The following is a 22645-nucleotide window of genomic DNA, read 5'->3' on the forward strand; positions in this document are numbered from 1 at the left end:
TTGATCATTTTATAAACTTACGTTTAGCCCGAATAAAAATGTTTTGTTTGTAGGGTAAGCATCAAGCTCTATACCTGCAGTACCAAGTGGGTTTCCATTATCACTACCGGAAATTTCAGGAGAGAATCCGCTAAATTTTGTAAAAAGGAAAGGATTAGTTGCGGTTACATAAAAACGCATCTTGTTTATTCCTTTAAATACCTGAGGTAGTGTATATCCTAATGTGATATTGTTTATCCTTAAGTAGTCACCTTTTTCAACATAGTAAGTCGATGCAAGGGGCCTATCATTAAATGGTTTTGGATTGGCAGCATTAGGTGTCGATGGTGTCCAGAAGCTATCAAGAAGCTCATTCTCAATATTTTCATTTTGCTGTCTTTGCGCTTTCTTACCATTATAAAGTTTGTTTCCGCCAACTCCATATGCATCAACAGAAAAATCAATATTCTCGTAATTAAAGCCCAGATTAATCCCATAAGTATATTTTGGAAGGTATGATCCTGCGGCTACTTTATTAGTACTTAGCTGTAAATTACCGTCTGAAGTATAGCCAGTAACATCGTATACATAAAAAGTACCTAATGGTTGTCCTACAAGTACCTGCTTGGTATCTACACCATTTCCTAGATTACCACCTACATAATCTCCGAAGAAAATATTGTTTACCTCTTTCAGTTCATTTTTATTGTAAGAGAAGTTTCCTCCTACCCAGTAATTAAACCCATCTCCAATATTATCCTGCCATCTCAGTGAAAGCTCAGCTCCTTTATTTGTAACTACACCAGAGTTAAGATAAACATCGTCCGGAGATATTACTTCAGGCACAGCAATAGGAAGGATAAGATCGTCTGATCTGCGGCTGTATAAATCAATTACTCCGCTAAGTCTACTGTCTAATATTGAAAAGTCAAGTCCGAAATCAATTTCCGACATTACTTCCCATGTAAGGTTTGGATCTACCTGACCCGGAACAATTGAACCCGGATTTGGTGCAGAACTTGCTCCCAAAGGATATTGCGCTCCGGGCTGGAATAGCAGCAAATTAAGAGGTCTGCTTCCATAACCATTACCTACCTGTCCATACCCACCTCTAAGTTTTAAGTTGTTAAAAAACTTATTATTACTCATGAAATCTTCCTGGCTAATTATCCATCCTGCTGAAACAGACGGAAAATAATCCCAACGTTTGTCTTCCTGGAAAGTACTGATACCCTCTCTTCTTATAGAGGCAGAAACAAGGTATTTTTTATTGTAATCATATTCTACACGTGCAAAATATGCTAGTGAAACTACCGGAGTGGTTGCCGAATTCTGAACTACATTACCGGGAAGAATTGGATCGGTCCCATTACCATTATAGCTTGAGAAATTAAGTGTCCAGTAGTTAGATTGTAATGGCACATCCTGTCTTGTTGCATTCAATGATTCTGAAATATTGGTTGTAGTTCTCGACATACCCAATACCGCATTTATGTTATGATTACCAAATGCTTTATCATAAGTAAAGTAATTATCCCAGTTCCAACGGTAAAAACTAGACCTGCGTTGCTGTAAAGTATTTATTACCGGATTATTAGGAAACAATGCTATATAATCATCAATATCTTTTGAAGGGTTTTGAGTGAGCCATACATCCCGTGTAGGTGTATAAGTGTACCCTTGTGCCCATTCTGACGTTGCACCAAAGTTTGATGTGACTTTTAAATCCTTTAATAATTTAAGTTCAGCATTTACGGAACCAATCAAAACAACATTTCTGTTCTTTTCATCTACATTTGCCAGCTGTGCAACAGGATTAGCAACAGTATTAAACCTGTCAGAACCGTCAATCGCAACAAGTCCCGTGGACGGATCTCTTAGTGGTTGTCCCCATCTTCCGTTGGCAAACCTGACAGGAACTATTGGAGCTTGTTTATAAGCATTGGTAAATGCACTTAGCGGTTTAGGTGAATTTTTGGCAATAGATAAGTTTACAAACGGAGATATTTTAAGTTTATCATCCATCATCCTGAACTCATTCTTTAAAAGCACGTTTGTCCTTTCAAATTTAGTTCCGTTAAGTATACCTTTTTCTTTGTAATTAGATGCACTAAAGTAATAAGAAGAATTCTCGCCCGCTCCGGAAACTGATATGGCATTATTTATTACTTCACCAGTGCCTGTAATCTCATCTAACCAATTGGTATTATAAGGCTGGTTAAAATTAAAGTAAGAAGAAGAGCCCAACGCATAATTATTATAGTACGCATACTTATAAGAATCAGCCATATCAACTTTTCTCTGAATATATTTCTGTCCGTAATAAGCATCATAGGAAATTTTCATTTCGCCCTTTTTCCCTTTTTTAGTAGTAATGATCACTACACCATTAGATCCTTTTTGCCCATAAATAGCCAAAGATGATGCATCTTTTAAGATATCAATACTGGCAATATCTGTCGGGTTAAGCCCATTAAGGCCTGACGTTTCAATTCCATCAATTACATAAAGTGGATCTCTTGCTCCTGTAATGGTTCCAAGTCCCCTTATACGTACCGTTGGATTGGCTCCCGGTTCATCATTAGTTGTTATACTTACACCTGCAGCCTTTCCCTGGATTGCCTGCATGGCTGACTGTGCAGGAGTCCTTACAATGTCGGCAGCTTTAATTTGTGAAACCGATCCGGTAACAGCACCTGCTTTTTTTGTTCCATAACCTATAACAACAACTTCCTGCATCTGATTTTTAAAAAAGATGGAGTCATTAAATATAGAATCATTGGGTTGTTGGGCAGTAGGTGGCACCTGTGCAAACAATGGTACCGTTAGTAAAGAGAAACTAATATGGAGTAAAGTTTTCTTCATGGGTTAGTTATAAAAATTATGATTAACCCAAAATTAAGAACTAAAACGTTTTAGTACATCAATTATTCAGTACTCATTAACACATCAAAAAACAAAAAAAACAACATAAAAAACTGAAAAACAATACCTTAAAACAACCCTTTATACATCATAAAAAGTGTTAATGATGTAGTATTGATGTATAAAGAGTAAACAAAATTTAATACTTTTTTATGTTAAATAGCTAAATTTTTAAATAAAATTATATGCTTATCATAAATTTATACAGACTTTCATCCTGTGAAAGTTCAAGTTTTTTACGTAATCTGTAGCGATGTAATTCTACTCCCCTAAAAGAAATGTTCATTAGCGGAGCAATTTCTTTAGAAGATAAATTCATTTTTAAGTATATAGATAACTTAATATCTTTTGAAGTGAGGGATGGATATTTTTTAGAAAGCCTTTCTACAAATTCTTCATGGCTTTTGAAAAGATTTTTCTCAAAACTTTGCCATTCGTTTTTACTGATAGTATTCGTTTTTATAATCTGTCTTATCTTAGTTTTAAGCTGACCATCATTGATTTCACTATTCAGAACTTCCTGAATACTTTCAATCATTTCACTGTGCTTAGCAATAGAAAGTGATTTTCCTGCAACTTCCGATGCTTTATTCTGCACTTCCATTTCGAGCCTGTGTTTTTCAAATTCCTGTTGCCTTAAACGGTTTTCAGATTCCATTTCAAATTCAAGAAGTTGTTTTCGATGTTTAAGCTCTTCTTCATTTAGTTTTAGCTTCTGATTATAGCGTATTGCATTCCATCGATAATACAAAAAGAAACTACCACTTATCACTACTATATAAACCAATATCATCCAAACAGAAAAATACCAGGGCCTGGAAACATAAAAATAATATTCCGCAACTTTATTATCGCTGTTTCCTGAAACTGTAAAAATTTCAATATGTTGTCTCCCACTGCTTAGGTTATTCAGGACTATATTCCCATCCTTTACAGGAATAAGTTCAGAATCGTTAAGCCTATAAAGTAAATCCGGACGTCCATAACCAAAATATTTAGCTATTAAATGAATATCTACAGACTGATTATATTTTACTTCCGTGTCATCATCAATAAGATTACCAAGGTAGTAAGCCTCTATCTTAATGTCGTTAGTCTGAGGTTTATCATTATTAAGATCAAAAGTTATAAAACCATCATCAAGATTTATCAATAGTCTGTTACCATCTTTATAAACACTTGTATTTTCCATGATCAATCTTCCCTGATAATATTTCTCCGATAGCAGCCTCCACTTAAAGTCATTCTTGTCTTGTATTATCAGGTAAAGAAGACCTTGCTTAAGAACCATGAAATGATTCTCATCAATGGGTATTATATCAGATATATTACTGAATTCAGAATTGAAGATTTTATTTTTTTCAAGTTTGGCTGAAATACCATTATATATGTACCAGGTATTATTTATTAAAAATAATATCTCATTCCTGAAATTAAATATTTTTACACCAAAATCACTTGTAATATTATTACTTCCGGAAACATTTTCTACACGTTTAACCTTGAAATTCTCGTCATATGTTATCCTGTAAAGACTCCTGTAATTATCTGCAGCCCAAAGCTCACCTTTTTTATTTTGAGCAATGTTTCGGATTGGCTTTGTAATACTATCAAGTATTTTCCATTTGCTCAAATCGTTTATATCCTTATAAATGGCTATACCTGAATAATTTGCCTGAAAGTAGACATTATCAAAATCACTTTTTAAAAACTTCCACCCACCATTAACCGGATTGACCCATTTCAGAGAGTTATTGTTATAAATAAATGTTCCGTCGTTGTGACCTATCACAAACTCATTACCATGCTTATAAATATCCCATACCTGCCCCTGAGAGTTAGGTATCGCATTAAGCATTTTGTTTTTATAGGTAAATATTCCGTGATTGGTTACAAAAAGATAGCCTTCAGGCATAGTAGATAAAGAATATACCGATCCCAATATACCCAAATTATCAGAAAATATATTTACAGGTGAATTTACTTCTATATGAGAAATACCGTTGTCCAGCCCCAACCATAAATCCTTTTCATTATCAAGACTTAAAGAAAGTACAGCATTATTCTTAAGACTGTTTTTTCTATTAAGGTTTTTAAAGGTGTTGTCTTTGATATTTATAACATATAAGCCTTTAAGAACTGTACCAATTGCCAAAATAGAATCATTAAGGAATTTAGCGGTAACAATTACATCTCCCTTTATGAGATTATTAAGACTGCTTTTCCATGGAGACAAACCTGTTTCATTTCCCGTGTAAATTCCATTATTTTTGGTAAAAACATACAGGACACCATGCCTTTTCTCCATTCCGTGAATAATATTGTTGTCAAGCTGTTGCCAGTTTTTGATCTTATTGAATTTTTTTCCCTCAAGTATATAGACTCCGCTCTTTACCGTTGCAACATATATTCTTGCATCAATAACATAGCAATAGGAGATGAGTTCAGGGAATTTGATTTTCTCAACATTCTTACCGTTATATATGTAAATCTCATTAAAAGACTGAAAGTATATCTTTCCCTTATGGTTGAATATTTTCCATATTTCTTCGTTGTCTGCATTACCAAGAAATAAGTTTTTGTCCTTTGAAACGGAAAAATATTCCATCTTACCATGAACTCTTTTCCAATATCCAAATTCTTTGTAAGAGCCGCAATAAATCTTATCACCTTCTACAAATACAGAACGTATTATAGTTTTGTTTGGCAAAGAATAACGTTCCCATTTTACACCGTCATAACGTAAAAAATAATGATTATTAGCAAAGTACATTGCATTATCTTTGCCCTGTACAACATTCCATACCTGATTATCGCCATTGTATTCTGATTTCGTAAAATTCTCCACAAAAGGAAGTAATTCCTGCGAGAATGCCGGTATCATAAATTGTAAGAACAATAATAAAAGAAGGGCTTTTAAACGCATATTGTATGGGATTTGCTTATCAAATATATAAAAATGAACCAAAAAAAAGGCCCCTATATATGGGGCGCATTTTCTTTTTCATTTATATAATCTTTGAGATAACTGAATTTTTCTGTCAGCTTCCCTCCTTCTGTAATTTGGGAGCGTCCTAATACACCATCTTTATCATCATTAAAAAAGGCCGGGATTATATGTTCTAAAAACATTTCACCAAAGCCTACACTTGCATCTTTTGGTAATTCGCACGGTAAATTGTCTACGGCCATAACTACAATTGCTGCAGGGTGAAACATATCGGTTTCTTTTTCCTCAAAAGGGTGATAACCATAAAAAGGTTCTGCAATAGTTGAAGACCTTAATGTGCTGGCTATAGGCCCGGCGATATCACACGATATGTCAGCAATAATCTTAATACGATTATCAGCAGACTTTAGCATATCAGCAGATAATATCACAGGAGCTCCTGTTCCGTAAAAATGGCCTGCAATAAACATGTCTGATGCAGTTGAAAAGCGTCCAAAATCAGATTCGTATGCCGAAGGATCTTTGTAAAACTCTGTTTTATCCATAGCTTTACCATCTTTCCTTTTATTATAATGCTCTACATCAATATGAACATATACAGGCTCATTATAATTTTTAGAAAAATAATTTTCTACAGATACCTCTTTAATTTTCATGGCATCAAGCATCTCTTTCGCTCCCATGCCAACTTTGCCATGCCCTGTTAATACAATTTTTATGGGTGGAAGTATCATTTTCTTAAGACGCGAAATAAGTGCTACTTTATCTGGTAGTGTCTCGGCTTTAGAAAGACTATACAATTCATATTTAAGCCCAAAAGCCCTAAAAGCATTATATACACCTACATTACCTGCATATCTTCCAAAACCTATAAGGCGCTTCCCCTCTTCATCAACAAAAGTTTCATGATCGTAGAGATCAATCTCCTTATCAATCACTGCCTGAAGCAACTTTTGGTTATGAGGCTGTTTCTTAATTGTATGAGAAAAGAAAATATACTTTTTATGAGGAATAAGTGCATCGACAGGTATTTCCTTAACACCTATAAGCACATCACAATCTGATATATCATCTGTTACTTCAAATCCCTTTGAAATATATTCACTGTCATTGAAAATGCGAATATCGGATGCCTCCACCTTAATCTCGATAGCTGGAAATTTTTCTTTTAACTTTTCCAACATTTCAGGCGAAAAGACTACCCTTTTATCCGGCGGCGATTTTCTCTCCTTTAGTATACCAAATTTCATTTTAAGTCAAGTTTATTACTACGTATATTGTTAGTTTAGGTCAATTTCAAACGTTACCTTTAAATTATATAACAGTATTGCTTAAATTATTTTCAAATATAACAGTATTTCTCTCCTTTGCCAATAAATATTGGAGAAAAATATCATTATATTTGCACAATAGTTTTGGTATTATTTTTGTTTAATATCACTACCAACTACTTACATGGGGTCGACTGGTTTTGACAGCAGGCCGAAATGAACAGTAAGCACGTCGAGAACAGGAGTTGGTTCTCGTTAATTCATCAGCTCCGAACTTTTAAACGGCGAAAATAATTACGCTCTTGCTGCTTAATAATCTGAACTATAGTAAGATTTAGCCACGTCCTGCAAGGCAGGAAAGTGAGATTCTCCTAAAAAGCCCTGGTTTATGGCGTTTTGTAATGGGGAACCGTAAAAATAGACCTGGGGAGTTTTTTTGCTTCGCGAAATTCCCAAGACTTTAGAAGCTAAGTGTTGTGTGGCAGTTTCTGGCCTTGCACAACATCGAAAAATTAAGCAGAAACTAAACGTGTAGAAAGCTCTTTGCTTCCCTGTTTGGACCCGGGTTCGATTCCCGGCGATTCCACGAAGACGGTTTAAGGCACACTTTTCAAATTTGCCAAAAACACACAAAAACGTCTCGAAAAGCCCATTAAGCCTGCAAATTTTGATATTTGCAGGCTTTTTTATTTTCCCTGCAGCAAACAAAATTTTCAAAAGAGCCCAAAGTTTTCGGGGCAAATTCGGGGCAATTTACCATTGCTCTGAAAATTGCCCCGAATTTGCCCCAGAAATACACTTAAACACCTGAATTACAACAGGTAAAACAGGTTAACGACTTGACTGAAGAACGGCATAATCTTATATTTATTAATTTAAAAACAGTAAGTTATGTTAGAAACAAGCTTCGGGCTGAGCTTCTATATGAAGACAGCCAGCAAAGAAACAACCATGAGGTATATCTACCTGAGGGTAACAGTAGACGGGGTGCGTAAGGAAACCTCTACCAAAAGGACGTGGGATATCCAAAGGTGGGATCCAAAAACTGAAAGGGCAATAGGAAATAAGGAGGATGCCCGGACGTTGAATCATTTCCTGGATGCGATGGTAACCCGGATTAATCAATTCAAGATGGACCTTATGTATACGGAAAGGACAATTTCCGCACAGCGGATCATTGATTTTGTCCTTGGAAGGGTAACTTCCAAAGCCATGCTTTTGGAAGAATTTAAAAAGCACAATGACGAAATGCTGTCGCTTGTCCCGCAAGACTATGCCCTGGCAACGCACAAGCGCTATGAGACAGCACGGTTCCACGCCATTGCATTCGTAAAATATAAATATGCAGCAGATGACATTGAATTTCGCGACCTCGACTACGATTTTATAATCAGTTATGAGCTTTATCTGAAAACGGTAAAGAACTGCGTAAACAATTCGGCCCTCAAATATATTGCCTGCATGAAAAAGGTGATCAACAGGGCTATCGACAAGAACATTATTGCCCAGGATCCTTTCAGGGCATTCAAGAGAAAGATAACAAAAACCCTAAAGAGACCGCTTACAGCAAGTGAGCTGCGTACTCTCGAACAGGTGACGATCACTACGCCAAGGCTGGAGACCGTGCGGGACATCTTTGTATTCCAATGCTATACCGGCCTGGCATATATTGATGCTTACCAGCTTAGGAAGGCTGATATAAAGACAGGTATCGACGGCGCGCAATGGATTATGTCCGAAAGGCAAAAGACCGGCAATGTGACTAATATCCCACTGCTCCCGAAAGCTTTAGAAATAATAGACAGATATAAAAACCATCCTCTTTGCCTTTCGAGAGGAGCTGTATTACCCGTTGCATCCAATCAAAAGATGAATGCTTATCTTAAGGAAATTGCTGAGCTGTGCGGTTTTGATTGTGAATTGAACACCCATAAAGCGAGGCGTACATTCGGCAGCACCGTCACACTAAATAATGATGTACCGATACATGTAGTAAAGGAAATGCTGGGACACCAGTCTATCCGCCAGACGGAATCCTATGCTATTACAGCAGAACAGACTATCGGTCGTGAAATGAAAGAATTAGGAATCAAGCTGGGTAAGAGCAAGCAAGCAATACCTCAGGAGGGAATAGAAATGATTTCAAAGCTTGAAAAAGAATTAAAGGAACTAAAGCAACGATATGGGCTTCGTTAAACAAAAAAAAACAACCTTATGGTTGTTTTTTTATATCCACCTCACTGCGGACTCCCGGATGATAAGATGGCCTGTAATCAATATATCCTATTTGCTGCAGATCCTTAAAATACTTATGGTAAGTTGGGAGCGTTGCTATATGCGAAAGTACCATAATCCTGCTCCTGCTTACTTTAATGCCATTTAGCCTCCCCTGACGTAAAGCCAGCAATAAAAGAGAAGTCAGGATAGCAAGGTGCCACACAGTCAGCCGCCTGTCTTTTTCAGTTGACGCTATAATGGTTAGAAAATCATTCTTCATCTTCATGGATTAAGTGTTTGTACTGAACAGGGCCAGAAGGTCTGATCTGTTATAATAATATGATCCCATTACCTTTTTAAACCTTACACGTCCAGTAATCCTTAAATTTTGGATTGAGCCGGGAGACATATCCATCAGCTTCCTTACGGTTTTACTCTTGAGCCATTCAGGCTGGTCCTCCTTTTTTTGTTCCGCTACACTATTTTTCATTGCCTTATGCAGATTGTGAAGCAGCATTGTACCGAATTCATGCAAATCTTCTTTTGTTATACTCTCACTCATAATTATTTTCATTTATGTAAACTTCTGATCATCTGCACCACCTATTTCATATCACACTGACTGTTCCATGAAATAAATTTTGCTGGGCTGGTTTTTCTTGAACGACGGCACATAACGCAGATATCCATACCTCGTCAGGTCGTTCATACACCGGTTATAGGTCTGCGGTGCGGAAATCTTTGCAATTTCCATTACCTGCGCGCGGTATGCTTCAACAGGATTAATAAACCCCTTCCCTGCGCGGTAATGCAGCACCGCGGCAAATATCCCTATATGGGTAATGCTGATGCGGCAGTCTTTCTGTATCGCATCAAAAAAGTCAGACAGGGGTTTTACCGGTTCCATATCACATCGATTGGGACTTGCGCCTTTTCTTATTTTCCTGTACATCTGCCGGTGCTTCGTCATCTGCTGCACTTTCCTTTTTTGAAGCCTTGCTTTGGGATTGGCTTTTGCCCTGCGATTCCTGCTGCTCGTTGCGTTGCCTTGTATCAAGCCTTTTTAGGTTGCTATCGTAAATGTTGATGGTCTTGAATTGGGGATTGGCCTCGATATATTGCTTCACTTCCCCTTTGTCTTTTACAAAAGTGGCTGACTGCAAGTTGCCCTTCTTTAGCGAGTTTATCAAGTCCTCTTTATACTTTGGGTTCTCAAGCTCCTTGATGGGATGTTTGGCAAGTACGCCCTCAAGATCAAAACCATAATTCTCGTGATAATGGTTCAGCGCGAAGGTTCCTTTGGCGTCAGAATTTTTGAAGTCGATCTGGACCCAAGTGTTATAGACTTCCCCATCCTTAGCTGTAAGGTCTTTGTTGACCGACCTGCCTTCCATAAGGTTGAACGCTTCTTTCAGGGTTATATTACTGCCCCTGTTGATATAGAAAGTCTGCTCGAGGTTATCCTCCTTCCCTTCTTTTTGCAGCTGGACTTTATAGGAATTAAAGAAATACAGGTCGCTCTGGTCTGATTTTCTAAAGTTCAGTGCTGCAGAAACCCTGCTGTCGCCATAATAAGCATCATGCTGAAGCGTAAAAGTAGGTTGTTGCTTTTCCATATTCTGCCTCAGTTCTCCCTCCAGTGCCTCACCAAATCCTGTATATAAGACCTGGTCTTTCAGATAATCAAAATTCTTCTCGTTCATATTTTTATTATTTATGTTGGTACTACTTTTATCCAATCCGTTACGGTAATAGCTGCTTAAGAGGTCGGCAAGATCTATTGATTCGTCTGCGGATTCCATTTGAAATTTAATCCCGGCCTCTGATTCCATTGCCTTATACAGTGGTGAGACCGGGATAGAATACATCTGATCCCTGTCAGTAGACATTTCAAAACAGTGCTCCGCAACCTCATAGGCTGTGGAAAATGCAGCAAGATCATTGCAGCTTCTTACGGGTACATCATCATTCCAGTGCGTTAAATGTGTATTGCCCTGCTGAGCAAGAGCTTTTAATTCCTCCATTACTTTGCTGTAATCGGAACCGGAAACTCATACTTGCTAAAAGGGGCTGGGATTGTCAACGCGTTGGTGCCTGATAGTCAGTTCCTGATGTCTTCCCCCTTTACTTTCCATCAGCTGGATTACCAGATTTTTTTTATCCGGGATAGTAAATTTCGGAAGGATCACCACAAAAGTTCTCGCCGAATTCGCAGGGATTTTTTCTGTTTGTTTATGCATTGCCACAGGTATAACTTCAACCTCCTGCGATGCCGTCCTTTTAGTCCTTTTCTGGTCTTTTATGAAAAAACGAAGCTGGTCGATATCATAACTGATATTGGTTTCGTTAGCAATTTTCATACGATAATACAATAGGTCATCATGGATATACAATCCTGTAATAGACATCCTGATCCCATAATTACCGGCACTGAGCCCATTTATTCTTTTTCTTTCGTGAAAAGCAAATTCCGCCGCATCTTCAAGCTTCTTTTCATTAGATCTGTCCTCGCTGAACTGGATAAGGCTGCCACTTTTTATTTCGGGAAAAGTCAGAGTCAGTGAAGACGAAGATTCATCATAGCATGCCTCAAAACCATAGACTTTCCCATCCGCAGTAATTATGATCTTCATACCAAAAAGTGGACACGAAATGATGGAGCTTTGGGGCGTTAAAAATTTAGAATGCAAAAGCAGAATATTAAAATCGTTCGTAAAGCTAAAATACAGTCAGAGCTAAAGAGCTTGAAAAAAGAATTAGCTAAGGTCAAACTGGAAAAGAACATATTAGAAAAATGTGCCGGCTGCCTTCAGACTCGTACACAGGTAAAGTTTGAATTTATCGACCAACATTTATCTTGTTTTCCAGTAAAAGATATGTGCAGGATTCTTAATGTAAGTACCAGCGGCTATTATAAATGGAGAAGCAAGACCCTATCCAAAAGGGAACAACATAATCTTGTATTACTTGAAGAGATAAAGAAAATACACTATCGAAACAAAAAAAGATATGGAAGCCCGAGAATTGCAAAAGAACTTGAAGCATCAGGTTTTCATGCTTCTGAAAAGCTGATCAGGAAACTGATGAAGAGCGCCTCATTACAAAGTGTTTTTAAACGGAAGTTTAAGACAACTACTGATTCCTCCCACAAGTACCCGGTTGCCGAGAATATACTTGACAGGGGGTTCTCCGTGAACAATAAAAACGAGGTATGGGTGTCGGATATCACATACATTAAATCATCTTTCAGATGGCTCTACCTAACAGTGATCATAGATCTTTTTGACAGGACAGTAATCGGTTGGGCGCTATCAACCAGCCTCTCGGCAAAACATACCAGTTTAAAGGCATTAGATATGGCTATTACCAATAGCCCCGTTAACAATTCCCCACTAATTTTCCATTCCGACAAAGGAATTCAATATGCGTGTAAGGAATTCATCAATGAATTGAGTAAATATAAAACTGTCATCAGAAGTATGTCGAGAAAAGGAAACTGTTGGGACAACGCAGTTTCAGAAAGCTTTTTTAAAACATTGAAGGTTGAGCTCGTTTTTCAAAATAATTATCAGACAAAGCAACAAGCTGAATCCTCAATTTCTGAATATATAGAAACATTTTATAACATTAGCAGAAGGCATAGTCAATTGAACAATATGACTATTTTAGAATATCGCAAAACTTAATCAAAATAACTTAAAAAATAAATTCAACATAATCCTAAATTACATTACAATATTTCCCTACAAGATATAACTTTAGTGATGTGAATCATTGCTTTCTTCATATGCAACAGATTACTTTGATGAAGTAAATTATATTATTTAATTAATGTGTGTAAAAATGAAGACAGCAACAAATCACGATTTTTCGCAAAATGCAAAAAACACATCTTGACAAACTGCACCTGATTGTCAATGAGTCCATCAAAGAAGAGAGCCTTTTAATGCATTACCAATCTAACATTTAAGGCGTAATACGCAGATGATATCTTCAAGCCTTTCGTAAGGTTGCATTCCAAGAGCAAATATGAAGGCAATGGACTTGGGCTTGCCCTTTGCAAAAGAATTGTCGGGTGGCACAACGGCACTATTGAAGCCGTAAGCAGGTCATCCGGTGCAGAATTCGTTATATGCCTGCCGCTGGAAAAAACCGCAAAAAGTATCTGACAACTAAGGAAATACATATCCTTATCCCTGCTGATTGGCCATCATAATTATCGAATGCCTGTAAAATTCACTGAACCCTCAGCATGCCCCATTCGACTAAAGGCATGCTATTTTATTGATTTTCAATTTTTTATTTTAAAAGTTTTACAGGCAAACAGGCGTTGATAATTATATTTAGTTTACCTTTACCCCATATTGGTTCTCTGCCAATGCTCACGCTGATAAGCAAATTTGTCCATCTTGTAAAATTTGTCCCTTCTTACTCTTCAGTCCAGGCGTTCCCAGTTGCCTTATTTAATTTAAACAATTTACATTATGAACATTTATGTAGCAAACCTGGGGTATGGTACCTCAGAAAATCAGGTGCGCGATGCTTTTGCGGCCCATGGAGCAGTAACTTCGGTAAAACTAATCATCCACCAGGTTAGCGGCCGTGCTAAAGGATTTGGTTTTGTGGAAATGCCAAACACTTCAGAAGCGGAAATCGCGATTGAAGAACTGAACAATTCAAGGCTGGACAGCCAGGTAATCGTGGTAAATGAAGCCCGACCTAAAACACAGAACAACAGTTTTGGTGCTGACCGTAGTGGCAGTGGCTACTCAAGGTCTAACGACAGGAGATACTAAACTCATATACAGATAAGAATGGCTTAGGCCATTCTTGTTTTTTCCTGCCTTTTGAATTTTCTATTCCTATAATAGTGACAGTTTTTGTTTATAAAATTCATCTGGTATTGAACGGACGCTGCCCGGATTTATTCCCTGCATCATACCATCCTGAGAATTTCAGGCCTTAAATACATCTTTTGGTATTTAGGCTACTACTTTAAACAAAAGCCATTACGGCACACTTTATCATGACATTTGAAAATTTAAATATTTCAGCCCCCATACTTAAGGCTTTGGGGCAACAAAATTATACAACACCAACTCCCATACAAGAGCAGGCCATACCGGTAATTCTTTCAGGTAAAGACCTGATAGGCTGTGCCCAGACGGGCACGGGTAAAACCGCTGCCTTTGCAATCCCTATTTTACAACAACTGGCAGGCAGCCCGCCAAAAAAGCCAAAAGCCAAAAGGTCGCTTATACTTACCCCTACGCGTGAACTGGCAATACAGATAAGCGATAACTTTACCGCTTATGGACAGAATCTAATTTTAAAGCATACTGCCATTTACGGAGGCGTGTCGCAATTCCACCAGGTTAAGGCACTACATAATGGCATTGATATATTGATAGCTACGCCCGGCAGGTTGCTGGATTTACTACAACAGCAATACATAGACCTTTCTAACATTGAAATATTTGTACTGGATGAGGCAGACAGTATGCTCGACATGGGCTTTGTACGTGATGTAAAAAAGATCATTACAAAGCTACCGTCTAAAAGGCAAACCCTGTTTTTCTCGGCGACTATGCCTAATGCCATACAGAAATTGGCTGACAGCCTGCTACAAAACCCTGAATACGTAAGTGTAGCCCCAGTATCTTCCGCTGCAAAAACGGTGAGCCAGAGCGTTTACTTTGTTGATAAAAGGGATAAGGAAAAATTGCTGACGCATATTCTTAGTGATAGGGGCATCTCGCGTTCGCTGGTATTTACCCGCACCAAGCGTGGCGCTGACCAGTTGGTAAAGCTTCTTGTAAAAGAAGGCATATTTGCGGCAGCCATACATGGTAACAAGTCGCAGAATGCCAGGCAAAAAGCACTGCAGGGTTTTAAGGTAAACCAGCTCCGCGTCCTTGTGGCTACCGACATTGCAGCACGTGGCATTGACATTGATGAGCTTCCACACGTAATTAATTTTGACGTGCCCAATGTACCGGAAACCTATGTACACCGAATTGGCCGTACAGGCCGTGGCGGTAATAGCGGGACGGCGGTGTCGTTTTGCGGCACGGAAGAAAAGGCTGACCTGAGGAGCATCGAAAAACTCATTGGCTTTAAGCTGGCGGTTTCCGCTTTGTAATCCCTTCAGCCAGCGAAATTAAAACACCAGACAACAATACAGTATTTCACTTTTAAAATCATTTATATACGATGGCAGATTCTTTTTTTAAGAAAGAAAACAACAAGAAAAAGACCCTAATAAAAAAACAGAAGGCGCAAAAGCGACAGGACAGGAAAATCAGCAATAATAAAGGCAAAGGCTTTGAAAGCATGATGGTATATGTAGATGCAAACGGGCACTTTACCGATATACCACCGGAAAAGCAACTCCCGCAGGCTGCCGATAAAAAGAGCATGCCCGGAGAACGGATACAGCGTTTCCAGCTAAATGACAGAAGCGTCAAACGATAAATACTTTTCTTCCCCGCTTGTGCCGTTTGCATTAAATACAATTAACAATGGCAGATCTAAAAACTAAAATAACGTTTGTAAATGGTAAAACGCTTTTTACAACTAACCAGGTGTATGACCTGGTAGGTAACAGGGAAGACAGTACCATAACTTTTAAAAGGAATAAAACTCTTTGGCTTGATGGAAGTGAATACAAAGTGGTACATGTTGAATTTATGGTTTTCGAGCGTGAAGAAAATGGAATTACCTGTGAGGCACTAATTCATATCCTGTCGGTTTAGCAGGTAGTACAATAAGCAGTATTATCAGAACAATAACAATAGTAAAACCGCGCCACATTCTTAAAATGGCGCGGTTTCATTGTCTGATATAAATTAGTATGTAAGCGCTATGCCTCCTCCTAATCCCATATCGCTATCATAATGGGCTGACAGTGACCAGTATTTTGTCAGGATATATCTGCTGCCAATGCTGTATTCGAAATCTGTGTTCCACATACCCCATAACCTCAAACGGGAAGTTAGCGGGATATCCTCCCGGGTAAACTGAAGCCTTAGCTTACCCTCGTGATCAAGCCTTAGATCACTCTCTACAAACCATGGCAAAACATAAATGATCCCTATACAGGCTACGGCTCGTTTATTTTGGGTATTAACCTGCCCAAAAAGATTTTTCTCCTCCTCTTTGGCATTGTGGTAACGAAAATCAAAACCTGCATATGCCGACAGGAATTGCATATTGTCCAGGTACCTACCAAAATGTGCTTCAGTCTCATAACCGGACTCATCATTGTAGCCCAGCCACCATTCCAGTTCTGCAAAATTGCGGGTATTTTCAAGCCTCATCTCTCCATCGCTTCCGTTGCTTTCCAATCCGATATCAGCCGAGAAGTAATACCTCCTGTCATCTGCATAAACCTTCTTAAGCGCCTTTCCAGGTTCAGGGATCTGGGGGTTCGGCGGTGAATCATTATAGGTAAAGATCCTTCCCATCCCGGACATCATGTGGTAAAGGATGTGGCAGTGGAAAAACCAGTCTCCATATTCTGCGTTTGCATGGAACTCAATAATATCAGTTTCCATAGGCATAATATCGATAACATTTTTTAGCGGTGAATACTCTCCATGCTGATTTACAACCCTGAAATAATGCCCATGCAGGTGCATCGGGTGGCGCATCATCGAATTATTGGTCATCACTATCCTGATGTTTTCACCTTTTTTTTATCAGTATATTGTCTGTTTCAGAAACCACTTTATTATCTATTGTCCATACGTATCGGTTCATATTGCCAGTAAGCTCAAAATGAATTGTGCGCACAGGCCCCTCCGGTAATGTGGTTTTTCTCGGAGACTTCAGCATATCATAATTCAGTGTTACGATTTGCCCATTAGCCTGGCTATGATTGCCATGTCCTTTTTCTGTATCCATATTTTTATGGCTTGGCTCTCCTGTTATCTCCTGGTACATAACCGCATTCATATCCATTGTCTGCAGGCTCATGTTCATTCCCATATCCTTCATCTTTCCTCCTACGGTCATCATGTCGTTCATCATCTTCATTCCCTCGAAGTATTTCAGGCGTGGCAGCGGCTGCTGTAGCTGTTTAACACCTGAACCAAGCCATAACGAGGCCTGCCCAGTGCGGTCTTCTGATGTAACGACAAATTCGTAGGCAATACCCTCATTAGGAATCGTCACTATCACATCATAGGTTTCTGAGGTACCAACGATTAGACGGTCCACCTCAACAGGTTCTACATCCTCACCATCACTAGCAAACACTGTTATTTTGCCTCCCGAATAATTGAGCCAGAAATAAGATGATGAACTGCCGTTAATTACGCGCAGGCGTACCTTGTCCCCTATCTTATATTGCGGGAGATGGTCTTCGGTTTTTCCGTTAACCAGAAAACGATCATAATATACATCGCTCACGTCCATAGCATGCATGCGCTTCCATTCGTTGGTAAATTTAGTTCCCAGTTTTGCTTCCTTCAGAGCCTCAAAGTAATTCTGTGTCGCACCCTTCTGTATAGCGTACCAATCGTTTGCCTTATGCAGGGAACGCTCAATTTCATGTGGATCCTGATCGGTCCAGTCACTTAACATGACGGTATATTCAGGAATTGCCGGCTCATCCCTCTTGTGGATTATGAATGCTCCATACAGACCTACCTGCTCCTGTAGCATCGTGTGTGAATGATACCAATAGGTGCCTGATTGTATAAGCGGAAACTTGTAGATATGTGTAGACATGCCTTTAATAGGCGCAGTCGTAAGGTAAGGCACACCATCCTGTTCGTTGGGCAGCAACAGCCCATGCCAGTGGATTGAAGTTTCATGGTGCATTTTATTGTGTACATAAATCACTGCCGTATCGCCTTCGGTAAAATGGAGTTCAGGCCCCGGAATCTTACCATTAATGGCAATTCCTTTTACTTTCCTACCTGTATAATTAACAATGGTATCGCTAATATACAGGTCATATCGTACTGATTTGGGTTTAGTCTTGAGCTTTGCTATTGGAGGAGATGGCTCCACCATGGCTTCAGTGTGCTCAGTATGTCCGTTGTGGCTTTCGAGAGATTCAGTTGGCTGAGAAGCTGGCTTTTCCTTCACGTCTGTTTTATTTGCCGACGTTTTAGTCTTTACAGTGGGCTTCTTTTTAACAGGTTTTACTTTTTTTCTTTACCAATGCCATACCACATTTAAGGCATTTTCCTGGTTTATCGGAATGCACCTCAGGATGCATGGGACAGGTATAGGCTCGCTGCGTCTGTTCCTTCACTTTCGCCTTTGGCTCAGAGTGGTTTCCATGCTGTGCAAATCCGACTATAGAGAAACTCATAAATAAAACCAGAGCGATATATTTTAGGTATTTTTTCATGATGGTGTTTTTAAAGGTTCTTAATCCTTAACGAATTAAGGATAACCGAGACAGAGCTTAAGCTCATGGCTGCAGCAGCAATCATAGGAGAGAGCAGGATACCAAATGATGGGTACAACACTCCTGCGGCTATGGGAATACCGATGATATTATAAATAAAGGCAAGGAAAAGGTTCTGCCGTATGTTCTTCATTACTTTATGGCTCAGTTCGTAGGCTTTTACAATTCCCTGCAAATCGCCTTGCAGAAGGGTGACCCCTGCGCTTTCTATAGCGACGTCGGTACCGGTCCCCATCGCAATACCGATATCGGCCTGCGCTAAAGCAGGCGCATCATTAATGCCATCTCCTGCCATGGCAACGACCTTCCCCTGAGCCTGAAGTTTCCTGATTTCGTCAAGCTTATCCCCTGGGAGTGCTTCAGCCTTAAAATGCTGCAATCCTAGCTGCTGTGCCACAGCTTTAGCGGTAAGAGGATTGTCACCGGTAAGCATAATAACATCGATGCCTTTGTTCTGAAGCGATTTGATGGCTTCTGCACTGGTAACCTTAACCGCATCTGTAATGGTAATAAAGCCTATTACCCTGTTATCAAGGCTTACAAACGAAACAGTCTTGCCTTGCCCCTGCTCATTGGCTACTTCTCCCGCCAGTTTCTCAGGAATTGCTATGCCTATTTCTTCCATTAGGCCACGATTGCCTATAGCTGCTTTTTGATGCCCTAGTATGGCTGTCACGCCTTTTCCGGTAACCGCTTCGAAATTCTCTATTTTTTCGGGATTGGTCCCTTTAGTGATGGCATAGTTCATTATGGCTGTTGCCAAAGGGTGTTCGCTGTGCTGATTAAGGGAACTTATAACCCTGAGTACTTCCTGTTCATCACTCCCTTCAGAAGCCGACAGGCGTTCAAGAGATGGTTTTTCTTCGGTAATGGTTCCGGTTTTGTCTGTAATAAGTACATCAACCTTTGCCATCTTTTCCAGGGCTTCAGCGTTTTTGATCAGGACGCCCTGTCGGGCGCCACTGCCAACACCTACCATTATTGACATGGGTGTGGCCAGCCCAAGGGCACACGGGCAGGCAATAATAAGTACGGCCAAGGCATTGGCAAAACCAAAAACATAAGCGGGCTGGGGTCCATATACAGCCCATATAACAAACGTAATTAACGCAATTGTGATAACCGCAGGAACAAAATAACGGGACACCTTATCGGCAAGTTTTTGAATGGGTGCGCGGGACCGGCTGGCAAAATTGACCATCTCAATGATCTGTGCCAGTAAAGTCTCCTCCCCCACACGTTCTGCTGCCATAAGGAAGGTTTTGGTCCCATTGATCGTACCGGCACTTACCTTATCGCCTTGCTCCTTTGTGACCGGGATTGGCTCGCCTGTAATCATAGATTCGTCAATACTGGCAGAACCTTCTGTAATACTGCCGTCAACAGGTATTTTCTCTCCTGGTTTAACCCGTAAAATATCGCCCTGCTTAATTTCATTGATGTGTATCTGCACATCCTTTCCATCCCTGATAAGAGTTGCATCTGTTGGTGCCAGCTTAAGCAGCTCGCGTATGGCACCACTGGTCCGGCTGTGTGCCTTCGCCTCAAGCAACTGTCCAAGCAGTACCAGGGTCAGGATAACGGTTACCGCCTCAAAGTACAGATGCACTCCGCCATGATGCCCCCGGAATTCCTCAGGAAAAACAGAGGGAATGAGCAATCCCCCAATACTGAAGGCAAATGCAGCGGCAGCACCCAGGCCAATGAGGCTGAACATATTGAGCTTAAGCGTTACAAAAGATGTCCAGGCACGCTGGAAGAACATCCAGGTGGCGTAAAAAACAACAGGCAAGGAAAACGCGAATTGCAGCCAGCTCGATACTTTCTGCCCCACCACCCTGCCTATTGGATCTCCCGGGATCATCTCACCCATAGCCAGCACAAATACCGGCAACGTAAAAGCAACGGCTATCCAGAATTTTCGGCGTAGGATCTTATAGTGGTTCTCTTCTTCAGAATCATCCGTTGATGCCAGGGGAATCAGCTCCATCCCACAAATGGGGCAAGCCCCCGGTGCTTCTTTCACGATCTCAGGGTGCATCGGGCATGTATATTTTGAAGATGCTGCCTGTAGCTGTGGTATTTTTTCCAGATTCATCCCGCATACTGGGCAACTACCGGGTTTGTCATAGGTTTTGTCACCTTCACAATGCATAGGGCAGTAATATTTTGCACCTTTTGGCTCATGGTCCCCTTCCTTATTATTTACATTTTGTTTCTCAGAATGATAGCTATGGTGCCCCTGGGAATCACTGCTTTTATGGTCCTGCATCCTGATCTTATAATTCCCGGCCCGACTGAGTACCTGCTGAAGATCCTCTGTCTGGATATGAGCAGCCATTGTTATGACAGACTGCGGTGGATTAAGGCTGACTTGTGCGGTTATGCCTCCTATGCTGTTCAATGCTTTTTCCACCTTCTCTCTGCAGCCATTACAGCTCATGCCTTCTATAGAATATGTATGTGTCATAAGTATTTTTTTAGAGTTGTTGCTGATTGCATATGCTACCTGATAATTCTGTATTGCCCAGTATTTCTTTTTAATTTGTCACGTTAAAAAAAGTATATTCTAACTTGAGATATACCCCATTGGGTGCTGATCTCAGCATCGAACTGTATAATTCCTGTTTGTAGGCAAGGTCGATCCTGGCCTGGCTATTGACGATGAATTGTATTGATGGTACTATATCAAGATAGGATTTTCCATTATCCGCTAAAGTCTGTCCCAACAACTCAACCATAAGGTTGATGTTTGTCTGTTTGTAGCTTGTATAAGTCTTGGGATACATTAGCCTTCCAAGTGATAATGTATAATTGATCGCACTACTGGCCTGGCCGTCCGGAAAATCGTAGTCAGGCTTATTATCCAAAGCCTTTTCATAACTGACAGAAGAGCTTATAGCCACTTTGTTGACCAGTTTGGTAACAACCAGCCCTGCTTCATACCCTGTATTATGCCCCATTGTCTCTATCTCCTCCTGGTGGATATCTGCATTATTGAAGCTGTATCGACCAAAGGCAGCCATCCTGAAATGGCTATGCAGGTCATCCACAGAAAGAAATCTGTACTTGGCGTAAAAACCTCCCCCCTCAGTTACCAGATCAGTATTCCTGTTGCTTATAAAAGCACTTGCACGTACCATCCAGTTTTTGTTTATCCCCCAGGTAACCTCCGGCATCATATGGTAATTGTAGCCCGAATCATATTTCTCCTTCATAAGGGATTGGCCAATTCGCGCACTTATTGAGCATGCCGACACATTGCTGGCGGGCTCTGTCATTACGAATAGTTCCTGAGCGTGTACATTAAAGGTAATAATAAAGAAAAATAATACTGTTAACTTCCTCATATTATATAACTTTAATATGGAAGTCCTCTTCATTATCCAGATTGTATGTAGGATATTTTGAGTACGATTTCTGTAACTTCTTATATTCCTTCTGAGTCACATACCCTTTATCCTGAATCTTTAACCTCGTCTCCCCGTTAAGAGCTTTTTCCCTGGAGTCAATAAATATATAGTTGGCCCCTCCTTCCTGAAGTCCTGAGTTATCTTTAGCTACTACATTTTCAAGCTGCAGCGTTATAACCATTGACCCAATAAAAAAGCCCGCTTTTTCCACGCTGCTTTTCAGATTAGCGGGAGTTATGGCGGCATTCTCTTTAAAGAAAACGGTAAATGTGTTGGTGTTTAAGTCGGTATCCACCTTTTCAACGCCATCAATGGATTTAAGCTGCTTATTGATGGCGTTTGAGCACATTGAGCATGTTAATCCTGTAGCGATAATTTCTGCTTTCCTGATTTGTGAATAAGCCGGAGCAAATGGCATTAAGGTTATAATAGAAAGTACTATCAGTTTTGCGGTTATATTTCTCAT

21 protein-coding genes and 1 other RNA gene are annotated in these 22645 nt (G+C 39.8%); 8 read left to right on the forward strand and 14 right to left on the reverse strand.

The genetic code is table 11. The features are described from left to right. Positions 1-9: 9 nt before the first annotated feature. From ACFSR3_RS12815 to ACFSR3_RS12825, 3 genes are all read right to left on the reverse strand, one after another. On the reverse strand, positions 10-2844 hold the full coding sequence (locus ACFSR3_RS12815; protein WP_379821452.1) for a SusC/RagA family TonB-linked outer membrane protein: 2835 nt from the start codon (positions 2842-2844) through the stop codon (positions 10-12). A 241-nt stretch (positions 2845-3085) separates the two neighbouring features. After that, entirely contained in the window at positions 3086-5788 is a 2703-nt protein-coding gene (locus ACFSR3_RS12820) for a histidine kinase (protein ID WP_379821453.1), read from the reverse strand. Positions 5789-5883: 95 nt separating this feature from the next. Next, complete coding sequence (locus tag ACFSR3_RS12825) at positions 5884-7104, reverse strand: NAD(P)-dependent oxidoreductase (protein WP_379821456.1); 1221 nt, start codon at positions 7102-7104, stop codon at positions 5884-5886. A gap of 207 nt (positions 7105-7311) precedes the next feature. Here ACFSR3_RS12825 and ssrA point away from each other — a divergent pair. Both ssrA and ACFSR3_RS12835 read left to right on the forward strand, forming a co-directional pair. After that, positions 7312-7714: a transfer-messenger RNA gene (gene ssrA, locus ACFSR3_RS12830) on the forward strand. 335 nt (positions 7715-8049) lie between these two features. Continuing rightward, positions 8050-9321 (forward strand): site-specific integrase, encoded by a 1272-nt coding sequence (locus ACFSR3_RS12835; RefSeq protein ID WP_379821458.1) that lies wholly within the window; start codon positions 8050-8052, stop codon positions 9319-9321. Between the two features lie 16 nt (positions 9322-9337). Here ACFSR3_RS12835 and ACFSR3_RS12840 read toward each other — a convergent pair whose 3' ends face one another. The 5 genes from ACFSR3_RS12840 to traN are packed head-to-tail and all read right to left on the reverse strand — an operon-like array spanning position 9338 to position 11975. Further along, the gene (locus ACFSR3_RS12840) at positions 9338-9628 is read right to left on the reverse strand and encodes a hypothetical protein (RefSeq protein WP_379821460.1); all 291 of its coding nucleotides are present in this window, start codon (positions 9626-9628) and stop codon (positions 9338-9340) included. Positions 9629-9631: 3 nt separating this feature from the next. Then, positions 9632-9904: a DNA-binding protein gene (locus ACFSR3_RS12845; RefSeq protein WP_379821462.1), complete on the reverse strand. Its 273-nt coding sequence runs from the start codon at positions 9902-9904 to the stop codon at positions 9632-9634. Between the two features lie 51 nt (positions 9905-9955). Next, on the reverse strand, positions 9956-10249 hold the full coding sequence (locus tag ACFSR3_RS12850) for a hypothetical protein (RefSeq protein ID WP_379821464.1): 294 nt from the start codon (positions 10247-10249) through the stop codon (positions 9956-9958). A 1-nt stretch (position 10250) separates the two neighbouring features. Then, positions 10251-11366, reverse strand: a complete 1116-nt coding sequence (locus tag ACFSR3_RS12855) for a hypothetical protein (RefSeq protein WP_379821467.1) — start codon at positions 11364-11366, stop codon at positions 10251-10253. 36 nt (positions 11367-11402) lie between these two features. Continuing rightward, on the reverse strand, positions 11403-11975 hold the full coding sequence (gene traN / locus ACFSR3_RS12860) for a conjugative transposon protein TraN (RefSeq protein WP_379821469.1): 573 nt from the start codon (positions 11973-11975) through the stop codon (positions 11403-11405). A gap of 51 nt (positions 11976-12026) precedes the next feature. On the opposite strand from traN, the gene ACFSR3_RS12865 reads away from it, so the two are divergent. The 6 genes from ACFSR3_RS12865 to ACFSR3_RS12890 all read left to right on the forward strand — a co-directional run bounded on the left by ACFSR3_RS12865 (position 12027) and on the right by ACFSR3_RS12890 (position 16097). Then, positions 12027-13028, forward strand: coding sequence for an IS3 family transposase (locus ACFSR3_RS12865; RefSeq protein ID WP_379821470.1), 1002 nt, complete (start codon positions 12027-12029; stop codon positions 13026-13028). Positions 13029-13331: 303 nt separating this feature from the next. Next, positions 13332-13511: an ATP-binding protein gene (locus ACFSR3_RS12870; protein ID WP_379821602.1), complete on the forward strand. Its 180-nt coding sequence runs from the start codon at positions 13332-13334 to the stop codon at positions 13509-13511. A gap of 315 nt (positions 13512-13826) precedes the next feature. Then, entirely contained in the window at positions 13827-14138 is a 312-nt protein-coding gene (locus ACFSR3_RS12875) for an RNA recognition motif domain-containing protein (protein ID WP_379821472.1), read from the forward strand. A gap of 230 nt (positions 14139-14368) precedes the next feature. Then, positions 14369-15484, forward strand: coding sequence for a DEAD/DEAH box helicase (locus ACFSR3_RS12880; protein ID WP_379821474.1), 1116 nt, complete (start codon positions 14369-14371; stop codon positions 15482-15484). A gap of 71 nt (positions 15485-15555) precedes the next feature. Next, complete coding sequence (locus ACFSR3_RS12885; RefSeq protein ID WP_379821476.1) at positions 15556-15816, forward strand: hypothetical protein; 261 nt, start codon at positions 15556-15558, stop codon at positions 15814-15816. 47 nt (positions 15817-15863) lie between these two features. Next, positions 15864-16097, forward strand: a complete 234-nt coding sequence (locus ACFSR3_RS12890; protein ID WP_379821478.1) for a hypothetical protein — start codon at positions 15864-15866, stop codon at positions 16095-16097. A 93-nt stretch (positions 16098-16190) separates the two neighbouring features. Here ACFSR3_RS12890 and ACFSR3_RS12895 read toward each other — a convergent pair whose 3' ends face one another. From ACFSR3_RS12895 to ACFSR3_RS12920, 6 genes are all read right to left on the reverse strand, one after another. Further along, a complete protein-coding gene (locus tag ACFSR3_RS12895; protein WP_379821480.1) occupies positions 16191-17012 on the reverse strand; it encodes a multicopper oxidase domain-containing protein in 822 nt (273 codons plus the stop codon). A 16-nt stretch (positions 17013-17028) separates the two neighbouring features. After that, the gene (locus ACFSR3_RS12900; protein ID WP_379821482.1) at positions 17029-18438 is read right to left on the reverse strand and encodes a multicopper oxidase domain-containing protein; all 1410 of its coding nucleotides are present in this window, start codon (positions 18436-18438) and stop codon (positions 17029-17031) included. Between the two features lie 46 nt (positions 18439-18484). Next, positions 18485-18706, reverse strand: coding sequence for a heavy metal-binding domain-containing protein (locus ACFSR3_RS12905; RefSeq protein WP_379821484.1), 222 nt, complete (start codon positions 18704-18706; stop codon positions 18485-18487). A gap of 10 nt (positions 18707-18716) precedes the next feature. Next, on the reverse strand, positions 18717-21236 hold the full coding sequence (locus ACFSR3_RS12910) for a heavy metal translocating P-type ATPase (protein WP_379821485.1): 2520 nt from the start codon (positions 21234-21236) through the stop codon (positions 18717-18719). Positions 21237-21306: 70 nt separating this feature from the next. After that, entirely contained in the window at positions 21307-22116 is an 810-nt protein-coding gene (locus ACFSR3_RS12915; RefSeq protein ID WP_379821488.1) for a hypothetical protein, read from the reverse strand. Position 22117: 1 nt separating this feature from the next. Further along, entirely contained in the window at positions 22118-22645 is a 528-nt protein-coding gene (locus tag ACFSR3_RS12920; protein WP_379821490.1) for a heavy-metal-associated domain-containing protein, read from the reverse strand.

This window comes from Flavobacterium suzhouense, from assembly GCF_042684765.1.
Taxonomy (GTDB): Bacteria; Bacteroidota; Bacteroidia; order Flavobacteriales; family Flavobacteriaceae; genus Flavobacterium; species Flavobacterium suzhouense.